The organism is Dyadobacter koreensis, assembly GCF_900108855.1.
GTDB lineage: Bacteria > Bacteroidota > Bacteroidia > Cytophagales > Spirosomataceae > Dyadobacter > Dyadobacter koreensis.
The window spans coordinates 49,533-72,491 of sequence record NZ_FNXY01000007.1 but is presented as its reverse complement, the minus strand read 5'-3'; the positions used below and the strand labels follow the sequence as shown (position 1 = coordinate 72,491).

General features: G+C 40.6%; 20 protein-coding genes. 11 read left to right on the top strand and 9 right to left on the bottom strand.

All coding sequences use genetic code 11. The annotated features are described in order from the left end of the window. Positions 1-2 precede the first annotated feature (2 nt). The 3 genes from BMY70_RS21655 to BMY70_RS21645 all read right to left on the bottom strand — a co-directional run bounded on the left by BMY70_RS21655 (position 3) and on the right by BMY70_RS21645 (position 2,369). Entirely contained in the window at positions 3-872 is an 870-nt protein-coding gene (locus BMY70_RS21655; protein ID WP_090338399.1) for a glycosyltransferase family 2 protein, read from the bottom strand. Positions 873-978: 106 nt separating this feature from the next. Then, positions 979-1,365, bottom strand: coding sequence for a sugar 3,4-ketoisomerase (locus BMY70_RS21650; RefSeq protein ID WP_090338398.1), 387 nt, complete (start codon positions 1,363-1,365; stop codon positions 979-981). 17 nt (positions 1,366-1,382) lie between these two features. Continuing rightward, positions 1,383-2,369 carry a glycosyl transferase gene (locus BMY70_RS21645; protein WP_090338397.1) on the bottom strand — a complete coding sequence of 329 codons (987 nt, stop codon included), beginning with the start codon at positions 2,367-2,369 and terminating at the stop codon, positions 1,383-1,385. 182 nt (positions 2,370-2,551) lie between these two features. Between BMY70_RS21645 and BMY70_RS21640 the strand changes: the two genes are divergently transcribed. Both BMY70_RS21640 and BMY70_RS21635 read left to right on the top strand, forming a co-directional pair. Next, positions 2,552-3,340: a methyltransferase, TIGR04325 family gene (locus BMY70_RS21640; RefSeq protein WP_090338396.1), complete on the top strand. Its 789-nt coding sequence runs from the start codon at positions 2,552-2,554 to the stop codon at positions 3,338-3,340. Positions 3,341-3,612: 272 nt separating this feature from the next. Next, positions 3,613-5,364 carry a hypothetical protein gene (locus BMY70_RS21635; RefSeq protein WP_090338395.1) on the top strand — a complete coding sequence of 584 codons (1,752 nt, stop codon included), beginning with the start codon at positions 3,613-3,615 and terminating at the stop codon, positions 5,362-5,364. A gap of 34 nt (positions 5,365-5,398) precedes the next feature. Here the strand turns inward: BMY70_RS21635 and BMY70_RS21630 are convergent, their stop codons facing one another. Then, positions 5,399-5,857: a lipocalin family protein gene (locus BMY70_RS21630; RefSeq protein WP_143072144.1), complete on the bottom strand. Its 459-nt coding sequence runs from the start codon at positions 5,855-5,857 to the stop codon at positions 5,399-5,401. Positions 5,858-6,102: 245 nt separating this feature from the next. On the opposite strand from BMY70_RS21630, the gene BMY70_RS21620 reads away from it, so the two are divergent. Further along, the gene (locus tag BMY70_RS21620; RefSeq protein ID WP_229209720.1) at positions 6,103-6,966 is read left to right on the top strand and encodes an SGNH/GDSL hydrolase family protein; all 864 of its coding nucleotides are present in this window, start codon (positions 6,103-6,105) and stop codon (positions 6,964-6,966) included. Positions 6,967-7,058: 92 nt separating this feature from the next. On the opposite strand, the gene BMY70_RS21615 is transcribed toward BMY70_RS21620, so the two are convergent. Continuing rightward, a complete protein-coding gene (locus tag BMY70_RS21615) occupies positions 7,059-7,913 on the bottom strand; it encodes a hypothetical protein (protein WP_090338392.1) in 855 nt (284 codons plus the stop codon). A gap of 419 nt (positions 7,914-8,332) precedes the next feature. Here BMY70_RS21615 and katG point away from each other — a divergent pair, with 419 nt between their 5' ends. Beyond that, the gene (katG, locus tag BMY70_RS21610; protein ID WP_090338391.1) at positions 8,333-10,603 is read left to right on the top strand and encodes a catalase/peroxidase HPI; all 2,271 of its coding nucleotides are present in this window, start codon (positions 8,333-8,335) and stop codon (positions 10,601-10,603) included. Positions 10,604-10,664: 61 nt separating this feature from the next. Here katG and BMY70_RS21605 read toward each other — a convergent pair whose 3' ends face one another. After that, positions 10,665-11,993 (bottom strand): rhamnogalacturonidase, encoded by a 1,329-nt coding sequence (locus BMY70_RS21605; RefSeq protein ID WP_090338390.1) that lies wholly within the window; start codon positions 11,991-11,993, stop codon positions 10,665-10,667. 438 nt (positions 11,994-12,431) lie between these two features. Here BMY70_RS21605 and BMY70_RS31120 point away from each other — a divergent pair, with 438 nt between their 5' ends. Continuing rightward, positions 12,432-12,638, top strand: a complete 207-nt coding sequence (locus tag BMY70_RS31120; protein ID WP_090338389.1) for a hypothetical protein — start codon at positions 12,432-12,434, stop codon at positions 12,636-12,638. Between the two features lie 137 nt (positions 12,639-12,775). Here the strand turns inward: BMY70_RS31120 and BMY70_RS21595 are convergent, their stop codons facing one another. Together BMY70_RS21595 and BMY70_RS21590 are read right to left on the bottom strand one after the other, a co-directional pair. Continuing rightward, positions 12,776-13,249 carry an Hsp20/alpha crystallin family protein gene (locus BMY70_RS21595; RefSeq protein ID WP_090338388.1) on the bottom strand — a complete coding sequence of 158 codons (474 nt, stop codon included), beginning with the start codon at positions 13,247-13,249 and terminating at the stop codon, positions 12,776-12,778. Positions 13,250-13,334: 85 nt separating this feature from the next. Further along, positions 13,335-13,634 (bottom strand): hypothetical protein, encoded by a 300-nt coding sequence (locus BMY70_RS21590; RefSeq protein ID WP_090338387.1) that lies wholly within the window; start codon positions 13,632-13,634, stop codon positions 13,335-13,337. A 499-nt stretch (positions 13,635-14,133) separates the two neighbouring features. Between BMY70_RS21590 and BMY70_RS21585 the strand changes: the two genes are divergently transcribed. Then, positions 14,134-14,358: a YtxH domain-containing protein gene (locus tag BMY70_RS21585; RefSeq protein WP_090338386.1), complete on the top strand. Its 225-nt coding sequence runs from the start codon at positions 14,134-14,136 to the stop codon at positions 14,356-14,358. 62 nt (positions 14,359-14,420) lie between these two features. On the opposite strand, the gene BMY70_RS21580 is transcribed toward BMY70_RS21585, so the two are convergent. Next, positions 14,421-14,876, bottom strand: a complete 456-nt coding sequence (locus tag BMY70_RS21580) for a response regulator (protein WP_090338385.1) — start codon at positions 14,874-14,876, stop codon at positions 14,421-14,423. Between the two features lie 160 nt (positions 14,877-15,036). On the opposite strand from BMY70_RS21580, the gene BMY70_RS21575 reads away from it, so the two are divergent. The 5 genes from BMY70_RS21575 to BMY70_RS21555 all read left to right on the top strand — a co-directional run bounded on the left by BMY70_RS21575 (position 15,037) and on the right by BMY70_RS21555 (position 22,876). After that, positions 15,037-15,543 carry a response regulator gene (locus BMY70_RS21575; protein WP_090338384.1) on the top strand — a complete coding sequence of 169 codons (507 nt, stop codon included), beginning with the start codon at positions 15,037-15,039 and terminating at the stop codon, positions 15,541-15,543. Between the two features lie 337 nt (positions 15,544-15,880). After that, positions 15,881-17,233 carry a sensor histidine kinase gene (locus BMY70_RS21570; protein ID WP_090338383.1) on the top strand — a complete coding sequence of 451 codons (1,353 nt, stop codon included), beginning with the start codon at positions 15,881-15,883 and terminating at the stop codon, positions 17,231-17,233. A gap of 108 nt (positions 17,234-17,341) precedes the next feature. Then, positions 17,342-18,640, top strand: a complete 1,299-nt coding sequence (locus BMY70_RS21565; protein WP_090338382.1) for a TolC family protein — start codon at positions 17,342-17,344, stop codon at positions 18,638-18,640. A 27-nt stretch (positions 18,641-18,667) separates the two neighbouring features. After that, the gene (locus tag BMY70_RS21560) at positions 18,668-19,765 is read left to right on the top strand and encodes an efflux RND transporter periplasmic adaptor subunit (RefSeq protein WP_090338381.1); all 1,098 of its coding nucleotides are present in this window, start codon (positions 18,668-18,670) and stop codon (positions 19,763-19,765) included. Between the two features lie 9 nt (positions 19,766-19,774). Then, a complete protein-coding gene (locus BMY70_RS21555) occupies positions 19,775-22,876 on the top strand; it encodes an efflux RND transporter permease subunit (RefSeq protein ID WP_090338380.1) in 3,102 nt (1,033 codons plus the stop codon). Positions 22,877-22,959: the final 83 nt, after the last annotated feature.

Below are 22,959 nucleotides of genomic sequence, written 5' to 3'. Positions count from 1 at the left end.
CATTACCTTTTCTCAAAAATCATTCCATGCTGCCTGTCGAACACGATTTTAGGCGGAAGGTTAAGAATCTTCGCCCGTACCCGCATACGCCATTTTCTTTTTGGGATTAATTTTGCCAAATGAAGCAGCTGATGGCGAATAGTAAGCTTTACGAAACTTCCGTCTTCCTTTTTCTCCCGTTCTAATAATAAATTCAACTGGGCAATATATTCGTTTCTTTGATGAAAGCTTTTTTGGTTTTCATTTCTAAAACGGAACCCCGCCAGCATGAAGGAAGTTGTATGGAGCTTTTCGTAACGAAAAAAACGGAGCCATAATTCAAAATCCGCGGCAAGTGAATAGTGCTGATCAATAAATCCTCCTGCTTTTTCCCATAAGCCGCGGCGCCAGAAGACAGACTCCTGTTGTATGAAATTCCCGTCGAACAAACGCAAACGGTATGCTGACCAACGCTGCGAGAAGGGGAGATCATCATAAAGAAAGGGGTGTCCGCTTTCGTCGAAATAAGTATTGCTGCCCATGATCCAGTGAACGTCCTCAAATTTGGCAAAAATCTCTGCTGCCCTGAAAAGACTTTTTTTGTGATACATGTCATCCGCATTTAGCCAGGCCATAATTTCTCCGCTAGCCTTGTCAAAGCCCTTTTGCAGTCCATGATACAGGCCCTCGTCCTTTTCGCTAACCCAATAAGCAAGTTGTCTTTCGTATTTTTTTATAATACTTACAGACTCATCCGTGCTGCCGCCGTCGATGATAATGTATTCCAAATTTGGGTATCCCTGTTCAAGAACTGATAGTATCGTGTCTTCCAGATATTTTCCCTGATTATACGAAGGTGTGACAATTGTAATTTTTGGTAAGGTTGTAATCATATTCAATCAGCAGGAAAATCAATCGCGATGGCACTTTTGGATGCAGAGTTAAATGCACAAGATCAATGATCGTTTCGTGTCATATGCACCGAAATCGGAATACTGATCATTGAATCAATAGCGCCTGACATTCATACGATTCGTAAATGTAATCGTCGGCATCGAAGAACTCCGACGCGAGCACCATTAAAATGGCGTCCTCAGTAAATTCATGCATCTGATGCCAGTCGGTTGGATCCAGCATAAGGCACTGATCGGCAGAATTCAAAAGAAACTCTTGCTTTTCAAAGCCTGTATGGTTAAGAATTTTGCAGCTTCCTCTCAGGCAGATCGCAGCCTGGAAGGTTTTTTTGTGTCTGTGCCCACCCCTGACAGAATCGTCTACTCCGTAGATGTAGAAAATGCGCTTGATGTCAAAGGGAATGACACGCTCGATTACGGTCAGGTTTCCCCTCGTGTCTGTGAAAGTTTTTAAATTAAGTAACTGAGCCACCGGAGATATAGATTGGGTTAAAATTTGCTTTGTCTAAAATAATTCTTGTACGACCCTGTAATCAAAAAGTGGATATGCCGCGTAAGACTAACCTTTATCCATTTGAGCAAAAGCGGATTTTCATGAAAAACTGCCTTTTTATCAATTATTCTAATTTGATACTCAGCGTTTTGAATAGCTTTTACATACGGAATATAGATAAAATTAATCACTTCTTTCGGTAGAAAATATTGTTCTGCCGTAAATCGGAAACTTCTGTTCTCGCAATACCTGAAATCATGAAAATGATAAAATACAAGAGGAAGCTTTGTAGATTCGCAGCCTGAAACCCAAACGGTACCTTCGTTGCATTTATAAGTGTAATCTTTGGAGTTCCAGGGGGCAACACCGCCTCCCAGATGTTTTAGTACATGAACTTCTTCAAAGCGCGTAGTCCAGTCGTCGAGATATTTCTGGTCTCCAAACTTGCCATTTTCAAATCTGTTAAAACACCAGTCGAGGCATGCGCGTCTCCACCAGTCAAGAACTTTCAGGCCAGCCTCAGTATTTTTAAAAGTCACAAACTGGACACAATAAATGCCGCTTAACTCAGATTGATCGTATTCCTGACTATACCGGTGACTGGTGATCAATACCGAATTTTCGCCCATTTCGTCAGTCAGCACTTTCGGATCCGAAAAGAACAGTAAATCTGCATCGACATACGTGCAATGGTCAAGGTTGTAGGAATGGATACAGTGCCAGACTGTCGAGGAAGTGCATGTCCAGCAATATTCACCTTGTGTTCGGTTCGTTTTTACTGCAAGCAATTCCGGAGTTTCAAACTCGGGGAGAGAAATTACAGTAGCATTAGATAACCGAAGCCTGAGCAGTATTTCATGGCAAGCGTCGTCGAATGCAAAGATATATAGGTGAAAATCAGTAGTTTGTTTCAACAGCGAATAATACATCGCCAGTCCCCGCGAAAGGTAAAATGAATTAAAAAGAGTGCAAAAATTCTGCATGAAACCAAAAAAATATAGGAGCGGGTTAGAACGTAAATACAAATATTACTGAATATTATTTATGTAATTATTAAAATTTTATAAAATCAAAAATTTATTTTTTTAAGTGAATTGTTATACGAAAAAACGAGCCCGCCGCAATAAATTAAGCATTAACTTGCGGCATATTTTAAAGTGGAAATATGTCATTGTTCAAGCGGAAAAAAAAGGAAAAAAGCCTGTACGGCTGGTTTGGGAATTATAAAAGCTGGGATGAGCTGACAGCGCTTTCAGGAGGTTATGAATCGGATAATATTCTCGAGATAACCAAAAATTCACTTCTGAAAATCAAGAATGGCCTGGCGGTATATGAACGGGATTCAGTGTTGTTCGACAAAAAAATATATCCTTATTCGATCATTTCGACACTTCTTTACACTGCGATTGAATGCGGAGGCAAACTGAATATAATTGACTTCGGCGGCTCACTTGGCAGTACTTATTATCAGGTCAGAGATCTCATTCCTTCTTCGGTTGAAACACATTGGAGTGTTGTTGAACAAAAGGAATATGTCAAATGCGGACAATCGCTGTTTGAGGATGATGTATTAAAATTTCATTTCGATATCGCTGAAAGTATGTCGGCCAGAAAAGCGGACATTTTATTGTTGTCAAGCGTTATCCAATATCTGGAAAAGCCGCACGATTTTCTGGACGAAATCAAAGCTTACGATTTTAAATATATACTTTTTGACAGAACCTCTTTTATCAAAGACGATCAGCCTGATCGGCTGACGCTGCAAATTGTTCCCCCTGATATTTATAAAGCGGAATATCCGGCCTGGTTTTTCAATGAGAAAAAAATTCTCGAACATTTTACTGAGTACGATTTGAAGTTGGAATTTGAATCATACGTTCCGGGCGAACAAGAAATTGAAATCGATCAGGTAAAGGCTGGATATGACAAAGGATTTTTTCTTGTAAAAAAGTAATTTTTTGCAGATCAATAGTCAAAATGTTCATGATGGCTATTATTTGAAAATAAAATACTGTCAATATTTGTGATCAGCAAGGATAAAGTTTTCAGTGTTCCCTGATGAGAAGTTTTTACGTTTAGTAAGTTGCTGTGGTGAAGATTGCGGGCAAAAAATAATCTGTCTATATTTGAATAATCTACAATTTTAACGCCTTAATATACCTCAACGGATAAATTTAATTTCTCCTACTCAGAGGCATTTTGCCCCTGAAATACCGTTGAAATCTTATGGCTTTTTCCAAGATCGTTCCGGGAGTATTTTCTGTTGTCATCTTCGTTTTTTTTCTGATTTTTATAATTCATTTTTCGACAGGAATTCCGCAGGCAGATGACTACCCAATGATGTTTCAGTTTTTGGACCGTTGGGCAGTTGCGGGAACGATTCAGCAAAAATACATTTTGCTTACAGAACAATTTCTGGATCATCGGATGGTAGCAATGAAGCTTACTGTGCTGGCGGTCAAAGCAATTTTTGATAAGATGGATATCAATGTGATAAATGGCGTTGGTGTGTTGATCTGGCTATCTACGATTTCCATTCTATTCAAAGCATTCTCCCGCTGCGGACATTCAGTGGCAAGTTTTCTGCCGATACTTTTCTTTGCGGTTCACCCGGGATATGGTTTTGACGGGTTATTTTGGGCTGCGACCTGGATGGCATTTCCCTGGGCAATTTTTTTTAGCGTTAGCTGTTTTTACTGTCTCACTTTTTATGAGAATAAAACTTCCTTTGTTTTTGCATCAACGTTATCCATTTTCGCGATGTTTTCCCACGGCAACGGGATTTTGTGTTGTATTATCAGTTTGCTTATTCTAGTTTTTCAGAAGAAATACAAGCGTGCTTTAATCTGGCTTTGTCTGTCGGGCATTTCGCTTTTTCTTTTTTTTTACAAGTACAAAACCGGCGAAACCAGCGAGGCATCGCCAATTGAAAATTTATTGAACCGGCCATTTTTTGTGCTCAGTTCCATTGGCGCATTCAACGGCGGTTCAATATTCTTTCCAAATATTGAAGTAACCGAATTTTCCGCGAACAAGCTTCCGGCAATTGTCTTCGGTTTGTTGCTTTTTTTATTCATTTTGGGCATCGCAATTTCTTTAATGGCTGAAAGGATCGGTTATTCAAATAAATTTTTTCCGCAAATCCCGCCTCGAAAATTAACCTTATTTCTTTGCGCAATCGGACTTTTTGTAATCGCGACTTCTATTATGATAAGTTGTGTGAGAACAGGCGGAGATGTAATTCATGGATTTGCAGCGAGATATCACTTTTATTCGGCACTTTTATTATCGGTAATTTATATGTTCGTCGTTTCGATATTGAAAAATGTAAAGTTCAAATATTGGTTCAAGGTTGCTGCAATCGGGACGGGTTTTGTCTACTGCGTCGCTCAATACTGGTATCAGACTGCGGAGATCGCAGATTACGTCCGTATTTATCAGGCAGGATTGTATAATTCGAAAAGGAGTGGAAAATGGGTTCTTTATAAAGATGCCCGCTTTTGGGAACGGGGCCTTGATAAGTACTCAAATGAAAATATCTGGTCGCAATCTTCAGATAGCTTTCGTTTCCCGCCAGTCCGCCTGAATCCGGATTCCGATCCGAGCGTTATAAACATGACTGAACTTTCCAATGGTAACACGGTCGCTGTTGCAGATAGCGAAAATAATCTCACAATTCGAGTGAAAGGAATTTTCTTCCAATTTTCTGTTATTTCTGCCATTACAGATGGTGTTTATATGAATCTTGTTTCCGAAAGTAAATGCTTTCTTTACCCGCTACGTCTGGAAAGAACGGGGCTCCGGCAATTTGTGAAAAGCCATATTTACTATAAGTCTGCCAGCAAACTGGAGATAAAGAAGAAATGGTTTAGTCCGGGTTTATACCAGTTACATATTTTTATTGTTAGAGGGGGAAAAAGGTTAATGCTCCGGACGAACAAAACTATCAAAATAAAAGAATATCCTTTTGAGGTTTGAAATTCGGTCTCGCCAAATTTAGAATGAGTGTTACTCACTTGCGCCTTACATAAATTTCGATTATTTCCTGATTCACGTTCAGGCTATCAATTTTTTCAATTCCGGTCTGGACGAGTGTGTCATTTGCAATCCGAAGTTTAAAATTAAAATCTTTATTTTCCCATCCACGATAATTGCAATATTCCAGATGTTCCGAATAATCTTCTCCATTTAATTTGTAAGTTCCGGCACCTGCATCAAATACAGCAGAATCACCCTTGGATGCATTGGTATCCTGCTTGAAAAAAGCAAACGTGTCTTTGTTGAAAATTTTGATCATTTCCTGGTTTTTAATCGGGAAAGTTACTGTCGTATCTTCGTCCGCAATAATTTTACTTGATATCAGTTTCCATGTTCCTAAAATAGGTGAAGAAGTATCGCGTTGAGAATTATCGCTTTGCTTACAACTGATCAAAGCAATGATTAGCATGACAGGAAATAGTTTTATTCTCATTGAAATTTGAATTTACTGGATAGGGAGCCATAATCGGTTCGGCTTACAAAGATAATTGCGTAATCAAAAAAGTTACTATCCGTCTAAAGATTATACGTCAAAGCTGCTGGAAGTTAATCAGCCAGCTAAATGGCGGTCAAATGTATACCGGAATCTTGCTTTGAACGAGTATTTTTTTGATAATGCCTTGTTTAATGTAACCAGACAGGATTTGGTTGGGAGAAAACGAGAAGATAAAATATATTATGAATAATCTTAAAAAGAATATGCGCCGGCATTTTGTAGCTAAAAGTCTGTTTCTGTGTTTCTTACTTTTCATCTCTGTCGCTTCGGCTCCAAAAAAGGTGACATGGGTCGCAATCGGAGACTCGATTACTTATCTCAATGATCATCAGGATGAAACGGGCAACAGAATCACAAAGGGCTATATGACCTTGATAACGGAGGAATACAAAAATATTGATTATGTTAATCAAGGCCATAACGGCTGGACATCGATCAATATCGCAGATAAAATTGAGTCAATCGGTCTGGTCAAAGCTGATGTTTATACCATTTTCCTTGGCACTAATGACTGGTGGCAGGGAAAACCGCTTGGCGACCTTTCAGATTACCGAAATAATACTGGTTCAGGAACTGTGTATGGCGCATTTCGTATTATAAATAATAAACTAAGCGGACTCAATAAAAAAGCAAAAATTATCCTGATTACGCCTATGCAACGAGGTGACTTTGTGTATATTAACAATGCCAAAAATAATGCTTATGGCTCGTATAGAACCAAAAAGGAGCAGGAACTTGAAAAGTTTGCCGATGCAGTACTGGAAATAGGAAAGCTGGAAAAATACCCCGTTGTAGATTTATACCACGAGAGCGGTATGACAGTAGAAAATATGGTAAACTTTAAACGGTTGAAAGATCCTCAAACGGGCACTTATCAAAATTATACCTATCCCGGATATACGGCAGTTCCATATGACCCGGAAACCGATGATTATCCTTATCCAGTGGAAGCAATCAATATGACATACGACGGACTGCATCCTTCGGATAAGGGATATGAAATAATAGCAAAGATGCTGATTGAAAAATGGAAAGGCTTGAAATGATTATCCTTATTTCAGATCATCCTTACCGATTTGCAAATTAAAAGCCCTGCCTGGCATTTGCCAGGCAGGGCTTTTAACAGACAGAAATTTTTTTAATAATACAGAAGATCCAGGACGATCGGGCTGTCGGTTTCTTCAACCCCGTCGACGTTTATGAATCCTCTCGTAATGGTTATTTTTTTAGGATATCCGTTCGGAAGATATTCATATGCATAGGTTGATTTTACACCTACGTTGTCTTTATTGTAAATAATTTCCTGCAAAGGATTGTTAGGACTTACAGCATAATTTGTAAAGTTTCCTTCCCAATCGATTCCAAGATTAAAGAATGGATTAGGTTTTGTATCATAAATGAATTCAACTTTGTCAGTTTTTGCTGACTGTGATTTTAGAACTTTGTAAGTTTGTGAAACATTATTTTCTCCATTTCTTACAAAAATAATCGAGTATGCATCCCCGCTGGACGGACTGGCAACTTCCTCTACAATAAATCCATCTTTATTAAATTTGTAGATTTTGTTTGTCGTAGATGGCATCAGAAAATCCTGTTCAGCTACTTCCCGGATAGAATCCGTTTTGGGGGCAGCATATTGCAAAGTCATTCTGGGATCTTGTTTTTCTGATACAAATTCCGTTTCAGGAGTGATTTGAGCCACTAAAACTTCGGCTTTTTGCGGTTCGCCACCAATTCTTGTAAAAATTCCTGTTTGGAAAAATCTAGGTTTAGAAAAAGCCACGTACTTTTTGTAGCCACTGAGATAACCTTGGGAATAAGAATATTCGATCAGCAACTTCCCATTAAATGTCACACTTTTCAGCTTTGTGCCAATTGTGTCAGTGCCAAATGGTGATTGATGTTTGATGGCAACTACCGGGTCAGGTTCATTCGCATTAGAGTTGCATGAGATGGCGGCCAGTAATACTGCTAAATAGAAAAAATTTTTCATGCTTGGTTTTGTTTTTGATTATCCTTATAAAATTGTCTTATTAAACTTAGTTACAACAGCATTTAGAATAAGTTTCTTTCAAGTTAAATTTTAAGTAGGAAGGTCAATCACTGAAACTGGCGCATCACTGGTAAGAACGCAAAAGTTGTATGCAAATAGCTAAAATAATTCTACTTGTCATAATTATTTGTTCTACATTTTCTATTCTAAATTTTATAAGCATCAACATAACCCATATTTAACAGATTGTGATCAAATAAATTAGATCGTAAAACAAATTATCTCATCTACTAATAGATTTTACCTATTGCATCATAAAATTAATCGATTGTTATTATTTTTCTGAATATTATAACTTTATTGGTCTGCACTGATTGAAAGGTGCCTATAAGTGTTTGTTTAATCATGAACTAATTAAAATGGAAAAAGAATCAAATGACATCGGCAAATGCCCGTTCCACAATGGTACAATGCAGCACAATGTTGGTGGTGGTGGCACAAGGAACCGCGATTGGTGGCCAAACCAATTAAAACTTAACATTTTGCGCCAACATTCTTCTTTGTCCAATCCCATGGGGGATTTTAATTATGCGGAGGCCTTTAAAAGCCTTGATCTGGAAGCAGTTAAAAAAGATCTTCATGCACTGATGACTGATTCACAGGATTGGTGGCCGGCGGATTTTGGACACTACGGTCCATTATTTATCCGGATGGCATGGCATAGTGCCGGGACGTACCGGGTTGGAGACGGCCGTGGCGGAGCGGGTTCAGGGCAACAGCGGTTTGCACCTCTGAATAGCTGGCCTGATAACGTCAGCCTGGATAAGGCACGAAGACTTCTTTGGCCAATAAAGCAGAAATACGGCAATAAAATCTCGTGGGCAGACTTATTAATTCTTACCGGAAATATAGCTTTGGAGTCGATGGGCTTCAAAACATTTGGTTTTGCAGGTGGTCGCGCGGACGTTTGGGAGCCGGACGAAGACGTTTATTGGGGATCTGAAACTACGTGGCTGGGCAATGATCATCGCTACGCAGATGGTTCGCCAGGTGTTAATGCGGATGGTGTCCTGGTTTCGGATGAAGATCCGGGACGTAATATCCATTCACGAAATCTGGAAAAGCCGCTTGGTGCAGCGCACATGGGGCTTATTTATGTTAATCCGGAAGGCCCCGATGGCAACCCGGATCCAATAGCGTCTGCGAGGGATATTCGGGAAACATTTGGTCGTATGGCCATGAATGACGAAGAAACTGTTGCGCTGATTGCAGGTGGGCATACCTTTGGTAAGACGCACGGTGCAGCTCCTTCTGATCATGTCGGAAAAGAGCCGGAAGCGGCGGATGTAGAATCGCAGGGGCTTGGATGGAGTAACAGCTATGGGTCTGGCAGCGGCGCCGACACGATTACAAGTGGGCTGGAAGTTATATGGACCACGACGCCGACACAATGGAGCAATAATTTCTTTGAAAATCTTTTTGCGTTCGAGTGGGAATTAACCAAAAGTCCGGCAGGTGCACATCAATGGGTAGCAAAGAACGCTGGAAATATTATTCCGGATGCCTACGACAGTTCGAAAAAACACGCACCGACAATGCTGACCACCGATCTTGCTTTAAAATTTGATCCGGCATACGAAAAAATCTCGCGTCGCTTCCTTGAAAAGCCGGAAGAATTTGCCGAGGCCTTCTCAAGAGCATGGTTCAAACTTACCCATCGCGATATGGGACCACGTGAGCGATATCTAGGTCCGGATGTGCCGGAGGAAACATTGATCTGGCAAGACCCGATACCGGCAGTGGATCATCCATTGATCGATGAAAACGATATGGCAGCTTTAAAACATAAAATAGCTGCTTCCGGATTAAGCATCTCAGAATTGGTTTCGACAGCCTGGGCATCTGCTTCTACCTTCCGTGGTTCTGACAAGCGAGGAGGCGCCAACGGTGCACGTGTTCGCCTTGCGCCTCAAAAAGATTGGAAAGTGAATAATCCGGCACAGTTGAAAAAAGTTTTGGATACTTTGGAAGGTATACAAACTGAGTTTAACAGTGCTGATTCTTATGGGAAAAAGGTTTCATTGGCAGATTTGATTGTACTGGCAGGATCTTTTGCAATCGAAAAGGCTGCGCAGGATGCAGGACATTCAGTTTCTGTACCATTTGCGCCTGGCCGGATGGATGCTTCCCAGGAGCAGACCGACATCGAATCCATGGGATATCTGGAACCAGTTGCTGATGGATTCAGAAATTACAGAAAAGCGAAATTTTCGGTATCTACCGAAGAGCTATTGATCGATAAAGCGCAGCTACTTACACTCACAGCACCGGAATTGACGGTATTGGTAGGCGGGATGCGGGCTCTGGGAACCAATTTCGACGGATCTAAAAACGGGGTGTTTACAAACCGTCCAGGACAGCTTACGAACGATTTTTTCGTTAATCTACTTGATATGAACACGGCTTGGAAATCTATCTCGGACGATAGGGAGCTTTATTTGGGAAGTGATCGGGGTACCGGACAGCCTAAATGGACGGCAAGCCGCGCAGACCTTGTCTTCGGCTCCAATTCTGAATTGAGAGCCATCGCGGAAGTATATGGTAGCGGGGATGCCGAAGAAAAATTCGTAACAGATTTTGTCAAAGCCTGGGTTAAGGTTATGAATCTTGATCGGTTCGATTTAGTATAGCTTCGAAAACAAAGATTCCCTCTTACTATCGCAAATGGTAAGGGGGAATCTACATATAAAATCACTGAATGATTTTTCCATTAACTTTCACATTTGCAAGTGAAAAGTCTTTCACCACTGTTTTGTCATAGGAGGCATTTTTAGCGGTAATATCAAGATCCTTAAATCTGAATCTGGTTAATTTGTCGTATTCGCCCGGACTCACATCGAAAAAGACTTCGCACCTGAGTGTTATGTTTTTCAGGCTTATGTTGTCGCAATAGGAGAGCGGAACATCTTTTCTTCCTTTCAAGTCAAAAAACTGTTTCCAGGGTTTTACATAAATCAGACTGTAAGCATATCCGTCAATATTTTCAACACTGATAAACTCATATCTCTGCGGCGTATCGGGTCTCATTTTTAGCCAAAGGACCCGCATCGCGTTGGTGATATGACAATTTCGCATAACAATATTCTTGTTATGGATCGCTTCGCTGCCACAAGTGAGGGCAGCATGGCAGAAGCCAAAATCACAATCTTCGATAATTATATTTGTATTTCCTCCATTGTTCGGATCCTTATCTGCATACGGGCCTTTGCCTCCTTTCAGTGCAATGGCATCGTCGTTTACAGCCAGGTAACAGCCCTTAATCAGCACATTATTACAGACATCCAAGTCTATTGCATCCGTGCTTGGCGCTTTGATAGGTTCATGAGGCGCCGTGATATGAACATTCAGAATTTTGATATTGTTGCACTGATAATAGTGAGTTGTCCAAAAGCCGGAATTCTGAAGTGTGACATCCTGGACCTGTATATCGTCACTTTTCCAAATAAAAACGAGCCTTGGGCGAGATACCTCCAGGTTGGTGCAGTTAGGATTTTCTTTTCTTCGCTGCCAAAACGCCTTCCAGTAACCCAATCCATTTCCGTCTATGGTTCCTTTTCCGGAAATTGTAAAACCATTCACTTCATACGCATTAACCAAAGCAGGAAAATAATCCAGACTTTGGCCTTCCATTCTTGAAGGCATGATCGGGTAATCAGCAATTTTATCGGACCCTTTAAGAACGGCGCCTTCTGAAACATACAGATGGGTTTTAGGTTTAAAAAACAAGGCGCCGCTTAGAAATGTACCTCTTGGAATAACCACTACTCCGCCGCCTTGCCGACTGGCCTGATCAATAACTTTTTGAATTATTGCTGTCTGGACTAGTGTACTGTCATTTGTTGCTCCATGGTCAGTGATTATAAATTGTTTTCCAAGATCGTTCAACCTAATCTTTACGCTGTCTGAAAACCATCCCGGAATTTTGCTTCCATCCGGGAAGTAAGCTGATTTTTCATTTTGTGCAACACAAAAAAAGGAGATGATCAGGAAGTTTGAAAAAAGTAACCAGAATTTTGACATAAAAACCTAAGTTTGATAACCGTCCCAAATTGCAATTATTTTCCTGCTTTATTCAACAGTCAGCGAATCTAATGCAGATAAATAATAAAACGAGAGCAATCAATGATGTTTGCGGCGCAAAGAGATATATATTCAAAACTAAATTTGCCAAAACCAGGTGTAGCTAAATTTGATACTGCCGGCTGGGAAATTGATTGAAATCCATTCAGTCCAAGTTTTAGAACATTTATAAGATCGATTCTTTCAAAATTTCTGTATTTATTTTTGCTATATTTACTTGTTAACTAAACGTTTAGAATATGATGGGCACAGCATTGAAGTGGTTTCTTTTTGTGTTGCTTTCTCCGTTTTACGTTTCTACCAAGTGGCTTGATACCTTAAAAGACGACAGGCAAAGAACCAGATGACGACGATCCGAAACTTGTTAATGAAGAAAAAATGGGAAGCAAGGAAATTATTAAGTACAAAAGATTTTTCATACCAGCGTTTGTTATTGGTATCGTGGCAGGGCTTGTTCATTATTCTTTGCAAGGTGATTTATTGACACTGATCTTTTTCCCAATCGGGATACTGATGATGACACTTCATTTTATTTTTCTAAAAGAGCATAGGAAAAACCATAATAATTCGCATTTGAAATTTTAGCAGTTGACAAAGCTATTGTTAAGGCGAGGTATGGTTATGTATCTAAGAAAAGAAGCCAATTTCAGTTAACATCTAACTGAAATTGGCTTCTTTTTCATTTATCACTGAACTGTAATTTTTCAACAGATTCTGAACGATCAATCTACCTGCACTTCTTGTGGAGGAGTATTCGTAACAGGATTCTTTGGTAGCGTGATATTCAGAACACCATCGGTATAAGAAGCACTGATTTGGTCTGTCAAAACCTTACCATTTAGCTGGAAAGAGCGTTCGAAGGAGCCGAATTCATATTCCTGATGACTAAAATTCAATCTTTCCTCATTTTGATTTTCAGGAGCCGTGTAAGAAATAGTGAGGATATCTTCACGCGATGAAATCCTAAAATAATTCTTATTTAATCCTGCCGCATAAAGTGAAATGATGAACGATGACTCGCTTTCCAGAATGTTGGCAGCCTTACGATTCGTAAATTGTTCACTGAATATTTTGTAGAACCGACTTTTGCGACTAAAACGTTCTGCGAACCGGCTTTTAAAGGATTGACCGCATCCGTGTCCGTTATATCCAAAACCTCGTTGATTTTGCGCGTCTGTTTTTGCTTGATTATACATTGTTAATTGATTTTTATCTGGTTGAAATATTTAAATTTTGGTAGCCAATGCCTCGGTAGGCCTTGACTTTCTTTAAGATAAGAAACTAGTTTATTGGGATGATATTAGTGGTTTTCGAAAAAACGGGAGACACAGCGGTAGCGTGACCGGCGCCATTTCTATTTTCAAGAGGGGAAATTCCGCTTCTCACATTATGAAATTCGTAAGGCACGGATGCGTCCTGTCTGCTTTCGAACAACAAACGTTTAACAAGCATAACTGCGCCAGCTACGAATACCATTCCTAATAATAATTTAAACAGGGTGGTGATAATTAAAGCAGCTAATCCAACGATTATGGTCGCGCCGATGAGTCGGGGAAAAATGAAACGGGCTTTATTTTTCATGATTTATTTTTATTGATTTTGAACTGATTTATTTTATTAATACTGTTTTTTAGGGTAGACGCGTCGGATTTATTTTTACTTTATAATCACTTAAATTTTTTTTTAAAAGATAGAATCCGCATGCCGGCGCTTTAACAGTCGAGTTATTTGTAAGTTTTAAAAGAATTAGCCGGGAGATGAAGTGGACTTTTAAAAAATCGACGAAGTGAATTATAGTTTTATTGATGACCGAAATTTTGCAAGAGCAAGGCCGGTAGTTATATTTCGACCCTTAGAAATCGTCGGCGGAAATGTTTTCAATAGTCAGTCTGTCCAGAGGGAATCGGCGGACGAACTTTTTTTTGGGGGATGTCTCGCGCCCGTTACAGATTACGAATAAGCTTTTGGAATCATCCCACGCGAGCATAATTCTGTTGTCATCTCCTGATTGTAGTGATTTCTTTGGCAAAAAACATTGGCATACTTTTAACAGATACGCTGTAAAATAAATGTCATCACTATGAAATCCAGATATCATCAAACGAAAGCTTCAATTTCTCCGGGAAAAATATTTGCGGGAATCCTCTTAGCGGCTGCTTATGGCTTTGCAGCCTCCGTATTGCTCACACCAATGTCAGGAAAGAAGACAAGGTTCAGACTTAAACATTTTTTGGATAAACAGCCAGGCCGCAGGTATAACGGGGATTTATTCAAACAAGATAATGAATTGGTAATCGTAGAGTAGAACCGATTTCGCCTTATACAGAAGTGCCACAAAGTTATAACCTGTGACACTTCTGTAAAAGTCTAAGAAATTTTCGAAGGAAGCCGATTATAATCCAGCCAGAATTTGCATAGTACCCGGAAAAGTATTTTTAGTTCTTCGTAATCGGTAGGTTTTGTGAAAAACGAGCTGGCACCTGCTTGGTAACACTCGGCAATTTCCTGAGGAGATGACTGACTTGACATCATTACGATGGGGAAAGTTTTCCAGGACATTTTATCATTATCGGGAGTCTGGCGCAACAGCCTCAGCAGGTCGGAACCTTTAATTACCGGCATTTTCATGTCAAGGATAATGAGACCCGGAAGACCGCCCTGATAATTGACATCTGCCTGTAAAATCAAAAGTTCATATAACTCTTTTGCTCCCCGAAAAAGCCTGACAGGGTAGGACGGCAGAAATTTGCTGAAAATATTCTGAATAATGAAGCGATGATCCTCTGAGTCATCAACGATGTACAATTCTTTTGAGGTTTTCATGTTTGCCGTTTATTTACCTTCACCGGGAAAAAATCATTCCAGTTGATTACATAACTGAATAGGGGACGAATCGTTTGGTATAACTTTTTTTAAATTGTGTTGCCTGTGTCTGGTCTACAATCAATATTTCAAGAAAACTGTACGTAAATTACTCAAGATAATGAATTCTGACCTCTTACCCCCATCAGCCCGTCTGACCGAAAGCGGAGAGTTTCGCAGTAAGACATCCGGTAACAAGGAAGTTTACCTCGTAGACGACAACGCAGATTATCGTAATCTGGCCCGAAGAATCTTCACTGAATTTTTACCAGAATATAAATTGCAGGTTTTTGAGCGGGGGCAGGCCTTATATCAACATCTTATGCTGGTGTCTGCTAACACGTATAAAGGAAGAATGCCCGGGCTTATATTGCTTGATCTGGAAATGCCCGGAATTGATGGATTGAATTTATTGAAATTAATCAGGCAGCGACTGAACACTAAAAATATTCCCTGGAAAACGTTGCCGGTTATCATCTTAACGAACGACACAAGTAACGACCAGGCGGTAAATTGCTACAATGCCGGAGCAACTTCGGTAATTTCTAAACCAAGTGACTTGAAGGAACAGACGGAAATGTTTGAAGTAATTTGTCGCTATTGGCTTGGTCATCATATGCCTTATTAAATTTATAATAGTCGGCAAGTTTGATCCTTGCCCAGTGAAAAGCCTTTTCCTGTGCAGGTAGATTAAACTCTACACAATGGGGCAAGAAAATAAATGCCGGTAAATAAAATTGGTTTGAGATCGAAGGCCTGCTGGAAGCAAAGTCCTTAAATTTTTATTATAATTCATAGGTATCTGCTTTTCCCCGCTAAATCATGGTTATTTTTCCGGCTGGTTGCCCAGAGCTGCAATTAGTGGAAGCTTTTATTACAATCCGGACCAACAGTTTGATAAAATTGCTTTTTTGAAACTGATTAAAAAAATCAAAAACCGCGGATAATAAGATCGCCGCCGACTAATGAAAATACAGCATAAGCTTACACTAAATTCATCTCTGGTTTTTGGACTCGTTTTTACAGTCGCTTCTGTGCTTATTTATTTAAATTTTACGAAATCGGCTGAAAGTATTTTCTTCGAAGAATTGTCCAGAACCGCTTCACTGACCGCGATGTTCTATCTTGAAGAGGATGAATTAAGCACTAAGGAATATAAGCCGATCGAAAAAAAATTCCTGACCTCCACAGTCAATCAGGAAATACGTTTATATGATAAAGCAGGACAGATTCACTACGGTGAAGCGGATCCGGATACCAACATTACAAGTAAAATCCTGAGGACGATCCGGGCAAAAGGTCAGTATAATTTCAAGGTTGACAATGCTTTTTATTACGCCATTTATTACCGTGATAATCAAGGTTCTTTCAGTATTATCATTAAAGCAAAAAATCCCGCGCTGGAAGCACAAGGGAAGGAGTTGATCAGGATACTTCTGATTGCCTTGGTGATTGGTATGTTTGTGATCGTCGCATTGAGTTATTCACTATCCAAATATGCCTATTCGCCAGTCAGAAATATTATTGACCAGGTCAAGGAAGTGGATATGACCGGTCAGAATCATCAGCTTAAATATCAGCCTACGAAAGATGAACTCGAAGATTTGTTCAAGGAATTTAATTCGATGCTGGAAAAAGTTTACGGCAATATTCAGATACAGAAGAACTTTATAAACCATGCGTCCCATGAGCTGAAAAGTCCATTGGCGTCTATTGTTGGGAATCTGGAAGTTTTGCTCCAAAAAGATCGGGATATCTTAGAATATAAAAATGTAAATCATAGTGTTTTGAAAGACGCGGAACGTCTGGAAAAAGTGCTTCATAATTTGTTGGTACTTGCTGGGTTGGATCAGAAAAACAATATAAAAGTCAGCCCGGAACGGATCGACGAAATTGTTTGGGAAGTTCTTGATCAATTGCCGAAAGAGTATCCCGATAGTAAAATCAACGTCAACTGGAACCTGCCGGAGGATAGCAGTGAAATTTTAAATTATGGCTGTGTTCATACGCAAATCTATATCGCACTATATAACCTGATCGAAAATGCGGTTAAGTTTTCTGATTGTAAGCCGGTTGACATTTCTCTTTCTCAGGTTGAAAACCGTTTGGAAATCCAGATCCTTGATCGGGGTATAGGGATTGACGACCAGGAAATTCAGCATATCAGTGAGCCGTTTTATAGAGGTAAAAACGTGTCGAGAACAAACGGCAATGGGCTGGGAATGGCCATAGCATCAAAAATTTTGACTAATCACGGCATCGGAATAAATATTACATCAGAACTTGGAAAAGGTACCGGGATAAAGCTGACTTTTTGAAAATTTCTCTAATGTACTTTTAATGTAGCTCTCATTTACATCTAATTTACCTCAAAGGTTAGCTTAATGTTGCGAGCCTAATTTTGTGCCTTCAACAATAAAAATTTTGTGAAGGCATTTCTTTTATCCGGCTTAATACTGGTTTTTCTAAATTTAGCTTCCCGCGCTAGTCCGGCTGCTGAGGATACATTGAAAATATCTCAGAAAGAGGCAGAAGGATTATTTTTAAATAATAATCTGGAACTTCTTGCGCAGAAATTAAGCATCAGACAGGCGGAAGCGCAGATTATTCAGGCAAAACTATGGCCGAATCCGGAATTCAGTATAGACGAGCTGAACTTGTGGACAACGAAAAACCAGCTGTCTTCCGGTGAGACAATTCCGCCCCTTTTCGGAAATTTTGGAAAGAACAGGGAATTCACCGCCGAGTTGACTCAGGTTTTCGAGACTGCGGGAAAGCGAAGAAAACGCATAGCCCTGGAATCGGTATCACGTGATATTGCCTCAGAATATTTCTCGGAGCTAATCCGGCATCTTAAAACTGATCTGAGAAAGAATTTCTTTGAACTTTCTTATCATCAGTCTTTTTTATCCGTTCTGACTGGACAAGACCGGGCCCTCCAGACTTTACTCACTTCATTTGAAAAGCAGTATGCGCAGGGAAATTTAAATAAACCTGAATTGTTCCGTCTGAAGGCATTAAAGCTTGACCTCGGCCAGCAGATTATTGAGGCAGAAAAGGAAGTTCATGCGTCTCAAAAGGAGTTATGCATTCTGCTTAACCTCCCTTCCAGCGCTTATCTGGTTGTTCAAAATGCCGGGAATCCGGATTTAACTAATTTAAAAAGTTTATCGCTCGCGAACCTGATTGAGACCGCCAGTTTAGCTCGTCCGGACGCAAAAATCAGTTTTTTGCAGCAAACGTGGGCGCAGAAAAAGTACGATCTGGAATATGCCCATAGAAAACCGGATTTAACTTTTGGCATGAATTATGACCGTGGCGGTAACTTTTTATTGAACTTCTTCGGCTTTGGATTCAAAACAGACCTTCCGGTTTTTAATCGGAATCAGGGAAATATCCTGGAAAGCAAGATTGGTATCGAAAAGTCGAGAGTTGAGTCGCAGCAAAAAATAATCGGATTAGAAGCAGAGGTAACTCAGGCTTTCCGGGATCTGCAAAAAAGCCTTGATGCATATCAAAAGCTGGATCCGGCCTACGGTCAGGATCTGGATCAGGTGTTTGAGGCATACACCCGGTATTTTGCCGGAAGAGAAATTAATATGGTGGAATATCTTGACTTTTTCGAAGCCTATATTTCTAATAAGCGTACCATGCTGCTGACCCTTAAACAGGTACATGACAGCCGGGAAGAACTGATTTTTTCAACAGGTGCGGAGCTGCAATAATATTTCAAAATTATAATAATCTAAACTATGTCGACTTCAAGCCGCTATTTATTTATGCTGTTTTCCATGGCGGCAGGGCTGTGTTCCTGCGATCAGAAAACGGAGCAAATGCCCGAACAAAAGCCGGAATCGGTATCTATAAAATCATCAGATGTTGAAACGATGACGGCCGAACTGGAAAAAATAACGCAATCGATTCGCCTGAACGGGCAAATTGAGTATAATCCCAATCAGGTGGTTCATTATGCCAGTCTCGTCAATGGAATTGTAACCAAAACTTTTTTTTCATTAGGTGACAAAGTATCGAAAGGACAGGTTCTTGCGGAGCTGCGGAGCAGCGAGCTTAGTGATCTTAATGCGCAGGCAGCAACACTGGAATCCCAACTGACTGTGGCTAATAGAAAACTTTCGATAGCTGAATCAATGTTTGCCGACCGGGTTTCATCTGAAAAAGATTTATTTGAAGCCAAAAGTGATGTGTCTATCCTGAAAACGGAACTTGAAAAGGTGAAGGCAAATTTGTCACTTTATAACGCAAGTACAGAAAAAGGGGTTTTTCAGATAAAAGCGCCCGTCAGTGGTTATGTGGTCGAAAATAACATTTCCGGAGGAACACAGATCAATGGAAATGACGCGGATCTTTTTACTATTTCCGATTTGTCTGATGTGTGGGTCACGACAAATGTCTATGCGGTCGATCTTCCTTTTGTACAAAAAGGCATGAACGCCGTTATAAAATCCAAAGCCTATCCCGGTGCAACTTTTGATGGTGTAATCTCTGAAATTTCTCAGGTTTTTGATCCGCAGGAACGTGTGCTGAAGGCTCGGATTCGTATGCCCAATAAAGATTTAAAGTTGAAGCCAGGACTTGCGATCGAAGCAGTTGTCAGGAAAAATCTAAAAGACACAGCAATTGGTATACCTGTTTCCGCCCTTATTTTTTATAACAACGAAAATTATATCCTGATCCAAAAGCCGGACAAATCATTGGAGCCGAGAAGAGTGGTCATCGACATGCAGGATAATGACAGGGCTTTTTTCAAAAATGGTATCGATCCCGGCGAAAAAGTGGTCATTAAAAATCAGCTGCTGCTTTTTGCTGATGCGCTGAGTTCTGAAAAATAAAATTCTTTCATGCAAAAATTAACACAAAATATCGTCGCATTTTCGCTGCGAAATACGATGATCATATTTTTTATGACAGCCGTTTTGGCTGTCGTAGGCGTTGTAAGTTACATCAATACGCCAATTGAAGCCTTTCCGGATGTGACTAATACGAGGGCGAGGATCATCACCCAGTGGCCCGGGAGAAGTGCTGAGGAAATCGAAAAATTCATCACGCTACCGATAATGAAAGAGATGAACACGATTCCTAAAAAATCGGAAGTTCGCTCGATTTCTCTTTTTGGCTTATCGGTTGTCACCGTATTGTTTGAGGACAAAGTCGAAGATTTTTACGCCCAGCAATATGCTTCCACAAGGCTGCGTAATATCGATCTGCCGAAAGGTGCAGAAGCTGAAATCGAGCCGCCCTACGGTGCAACAGGTGAAATTTTTCGGTATGTGTTAAAAAGTGACCGACCTTTGAAAGAGCTTACTGCATTGCAGGAATGGGTGATTGAGCGCGAGATGGTGGCGGTGCCGGGTGTTGCCAATGTTGCCAGCTTTGGTGGCGAAGAAAAGATTTATGAGGTTCGGGTGAACCCGGCGTTACTGGCGCAATATAATTTAACGCCGTTAGATGTATACGAATCAGTTGAAAAAAGTAACATTAACGTGGGTGGTGATGTCATTCAGAAAGGAGATCAGGCTTACGTCGTGCGTGGAGTTGGCCTATTGGAAAGCACTCATGATATCGAAAATATTCTAATAAATGTCAAGGGGTCGACGCCAGTACTTGTAAAACAGGTCGCAGAGGTAAGTATTACGGCAAAACCCAGGCTCGGGCAGGTCGGACTTGGAGAGGATAAGGATCTCGTTGAAGGAATTGTTGTGATGCTGCGGGGAGAAAATCCAAGCGAGGTAATTGGAAAACTTCAAAAAACGATCGATGAACTTAATAACCGGATACTGCCGGATGATGTGAAAATCGTTCCCGTAATTGATCGGACCGAGCTTGTTAATTCGACTGTTGATACCGTAACCCATAACCTGGCCGAAGGGATCGTGTTGGTATCGGTTATCGTATTTATTTTTTTATTCAACTGGCGTACAACCGTTACCGTTGCGCTCGTAATACCGCTTTCTTTTTTGTTTGCGATTACGATGCTGCGTATTCAGGGATTACCGGCCAATTTGATTTCTTTGGGCGCGATTGATTTTGGGCTGCTGCTCGAAGGTACGATGGTCATTGTTGAAAAAATATATGTTGATCTGGAAAAGACTTCGCTCAGGCTGGGCGTCGAGCGCTTTAACAAAATGTCAAAGCTCGGCTTAATGAAACGCAGCGTGAAAAACGTGGCTTCTCACATCTTCTTCGCTCAGATCATCCTGATCGTAGCACTGCTTCCGATTTTCTCTTTCCAAAAAGTAGAAGGAAAAATGTTTACACCGCTGGCATTTACTTTGGGTTATGCACTGGTTGGTTCCTTGATTTTGAGTCTGACCTTCGTGCCGGCCATGTGTAAAGTCTTGTTAAAGAGAAATGTGAAAGAGACGAGCAACCCAGTTGTTAACTTTTTCCGAAACAATATTTTCAAACTTTACCTTTGGAGTGACCGGAACAAACGTCTCGTACTTGCCGGATTCGTGGGCCTGTTTTTTCTGTGTGTTTTTAAATTTATGACGTATGGTACCGAGTTTATTCCGAAACTGAATGAAGGAGCGATATACGTACGTGCGACGCTACCTAACAGTATTAATCTCGAACAATCGGTAAAAACCGGAAACGCGCTTCGCGACACGCTCCGTTCTTTTAAGGAAGTGAAATTTGTCATGAGCCAAACGGGCCGCCCAAATGACGGGACAGACCCGACTGGTTTCTTCAATAATGAATTTCATATCCAGCTGAAGCCTGAAAATGAATGGAAAAGACACATTAAGAAAGACGAATTACTAGGTGAAATGAAGGCTGTTCTGGCTTCTTTTCCGGGAATTACCTTTGGATTCAGCCAGCCTATTCAGGATAATGTGGAAGAGTATGTGGCTGGGGTGAAAAGCTCTCTGGTGGTGAAAATATTTGGAAATGATTTGGTAGATATGGAGTCCAAAGCCGACCAGGTGGCCAAAAATCTGGAGAATGTTCGGGGAGTCACGGATGTGCTGGTTTACAGAAATATTGGTATTCCCGAGCTTGCAATAAAGTTGGACGAAGCCAGAATGGCACGTCACGGTGTTTCCATGGCTGACGCGCAGGCCGTGATCGAAATGACGATTGGCGGAAAAGCAGCTTCTGTTTTTTACGAAAATGACCGCATGTTCGATATCACCATTCGTTTTCAGGAAGCATACCGGAACACGGAAGAAGAAATTGGTAATATCCTGATTCCTTCACTGGATGACCATCAGGTTCCACTGAAAGAAATTGCATCCATTGGGACTAAAACCGGCCCCGCGTTTATATATAGAGAGGGCAGCAGCCGGTATATCGGAATTGGATTTAGTATCGATGGCCGGGATCTTGGAAGTACGATAGCCGAAGCGCAGCAGGTTGTGAAGGAAAATGTCAGATTTGACAAGAATACAAAGGTTGTCTGGGCGGGTGAATTTGAAAGTAAAGAGCGCGCGACCAAGCAGCTTTCGGTCATTATTCCAGCAGCTTTGGTACTGATCATCTTCCTGTTGTACATGGATTTTGGTAACGTAAAAGACACCCTGATTTCTTTGATTACGATTCCGTTTGCCTTTGTTGGAGGATTCTTATCACTCTGGATGACAGGTACTATTTTCGGGATTTCGGCAGGGATCGGCTTTATTATTCTCTTCGGTGTCTGCACGATTGATGGAATTATTCTGGTCCATGTGATGAAAGAAAATCTCATTCACCGATTGCCTCTGAAACAAGCTATTTCCGAAGGAATTTATGGCCGCATCCGTCCTGTTATTATGATCGCGCTTATGGGTTCTCTAGGACTTTTACCTGCTGCTCTTTCCAATGGAATGGGCTCGGAAATTCAAAAACCGCTCGCCATCATGATCGTTGGAGGTTTGCTGATCTGTATGTTTCTGTCATTTACCGTTTTGCCTCAAATATTTTACTGGGCATACCGGAAGAGTGACACTGATTTATCGAAATGATAGAATAAACTTCATCGCCAGGCTTTTGCCGGTTGATGAAGTTTATAAAATTTTCCGGAAACAATGGAAAATCTCGCCTTAAA

Excerpts from the sequence above, each read along its gene's own strand:
- BMY70_RS21655 (WP_090338399.1), bottom strand. The coding sequence starts at position 872 with ATGATTACAACCTTACCAAAAATTACAATTGTCACACCTTCGTATAAT.
- BMY70_RS21645 (WP_090338397.1), bottom strand. The coding sequence starts at position 2,369 with ATGCAGAATTTTTGCACTCTTTTTAATTCATTTTACCTTTCGCGGGGA.
- BMY70_RS21640 (WP_090338396.1), top strand. The coding sequence starts at position 2,552 with ATGTCATTGTTCAAGCGGAAAAAAAAGGAAAAAAGCCTGTACGGCTGG.
- BMY70_RS21635 (WP_090338395.1), top strand. The coding sequence starts at position 3,613 with ATGGCTTTTTCCAAGATCGTTCCGGGAGTATTTTCTGTTGTCATCTTC.
- BMY70_RS21630 (WP_143072144.1), bottom strand. The coding sequence starts at position 5,857 with ATGAGAATAAAACTATTTCCTGTCATGCTAATCATTGCTTTGATCAGT.
- BMY70_RS21620 (WP_229209720.1), top strand. The coding sequence starts at position 6,103 with ATGAATAATCTTAAAAAGAATATGCGCCGGCATTTTGTAGCTAAAAGT.
- BMY70_RS21615 (WP_090338392.1), bottom strand. The coding sequence starts at position 7,913 with ATGAAAAATTTTTTCTATTTAGCAGTATTACTGGCCGCCATCTCATGC.
- katG (WP_090338391.1), top strand. The coding sequence starts at position 8,333 with ATGGAAAAAGAATCAAATGACATCGGCAAATGCCCGTTCCACAATGGT.
- BMY70_RS21605 (WP_090338390.1), bottom strand. The coding sequence starts at position 11,993 with ATGTCAAAATTCTGGTTACTTTTTTCAAACTTCCTGATCATCTCCTTT.
- BMY70_RS31120 (WP_090338389.1), top strand. The coding sequence starts at position 12,432 with ATGGGAAGCAAGGAAATTATTAAGTACAAAAGATTTTTCATACCAGCG.
- BMY70_RS21595 (WP_090338388.1), bottom strand. The coding sequence starts at position 13,249 with ATGTATAATCAAGCAAAAACAGACGCGCAAAATCAACGAGGTTTTGGA.
- BMY70_RS21590 (WP_090338387.1), bottom strand. The coding sequence starts at position 13,634 with ATGAAAAATAAAGCCCGTTTCATTTTTCCCCGACTCATCGGCGCGACC.
- BMY70_RS21585 (WP_090338386.1), top strand. The coding sequence starts at position 14,134 with ATGAAATCCAGATATCATCAAACGAAAGCTTCAATTTCTCCGGGAAAA.
- BMY70_RS21580 (WP_090338385.1), bottom strand. The coding sequence starts at position 14,876 with ATGAAAACCTCAAAAGAATTGTACATCGTTGATGACTCAGAGGATCAT.
- BMY70_RS21575 (WP_090338384.1), top strand. The coding sequence starts at position 15,037 with ATGAATTCTGACCTCTTACCCCCATCAGCCCGTCTGACCGAAAGCGGA.
- BMY70_RS21570 (WP_090338383.1), top strand. The coding sequence starts at position 15,881 with ATGAAAATACAGCATAAGCTTACACTAAATTCATCTCTGGTTTTTGGA.
- BMY70_RS21560 (WP_090338381.1), top strand. The coding sequence starts at position 18,668 with ATGTCGACTTCAAGCCGCTATTTATTTATGCTGTTTTCCATGGCGGCA.
- BMY70_RS21555 (WP_090338380.1), top strand. The coding sequence starts at position 19,775 with ATGCAAAAATTAACACAAAATATCGTCGCATTTTCGCTGCGAAATACG.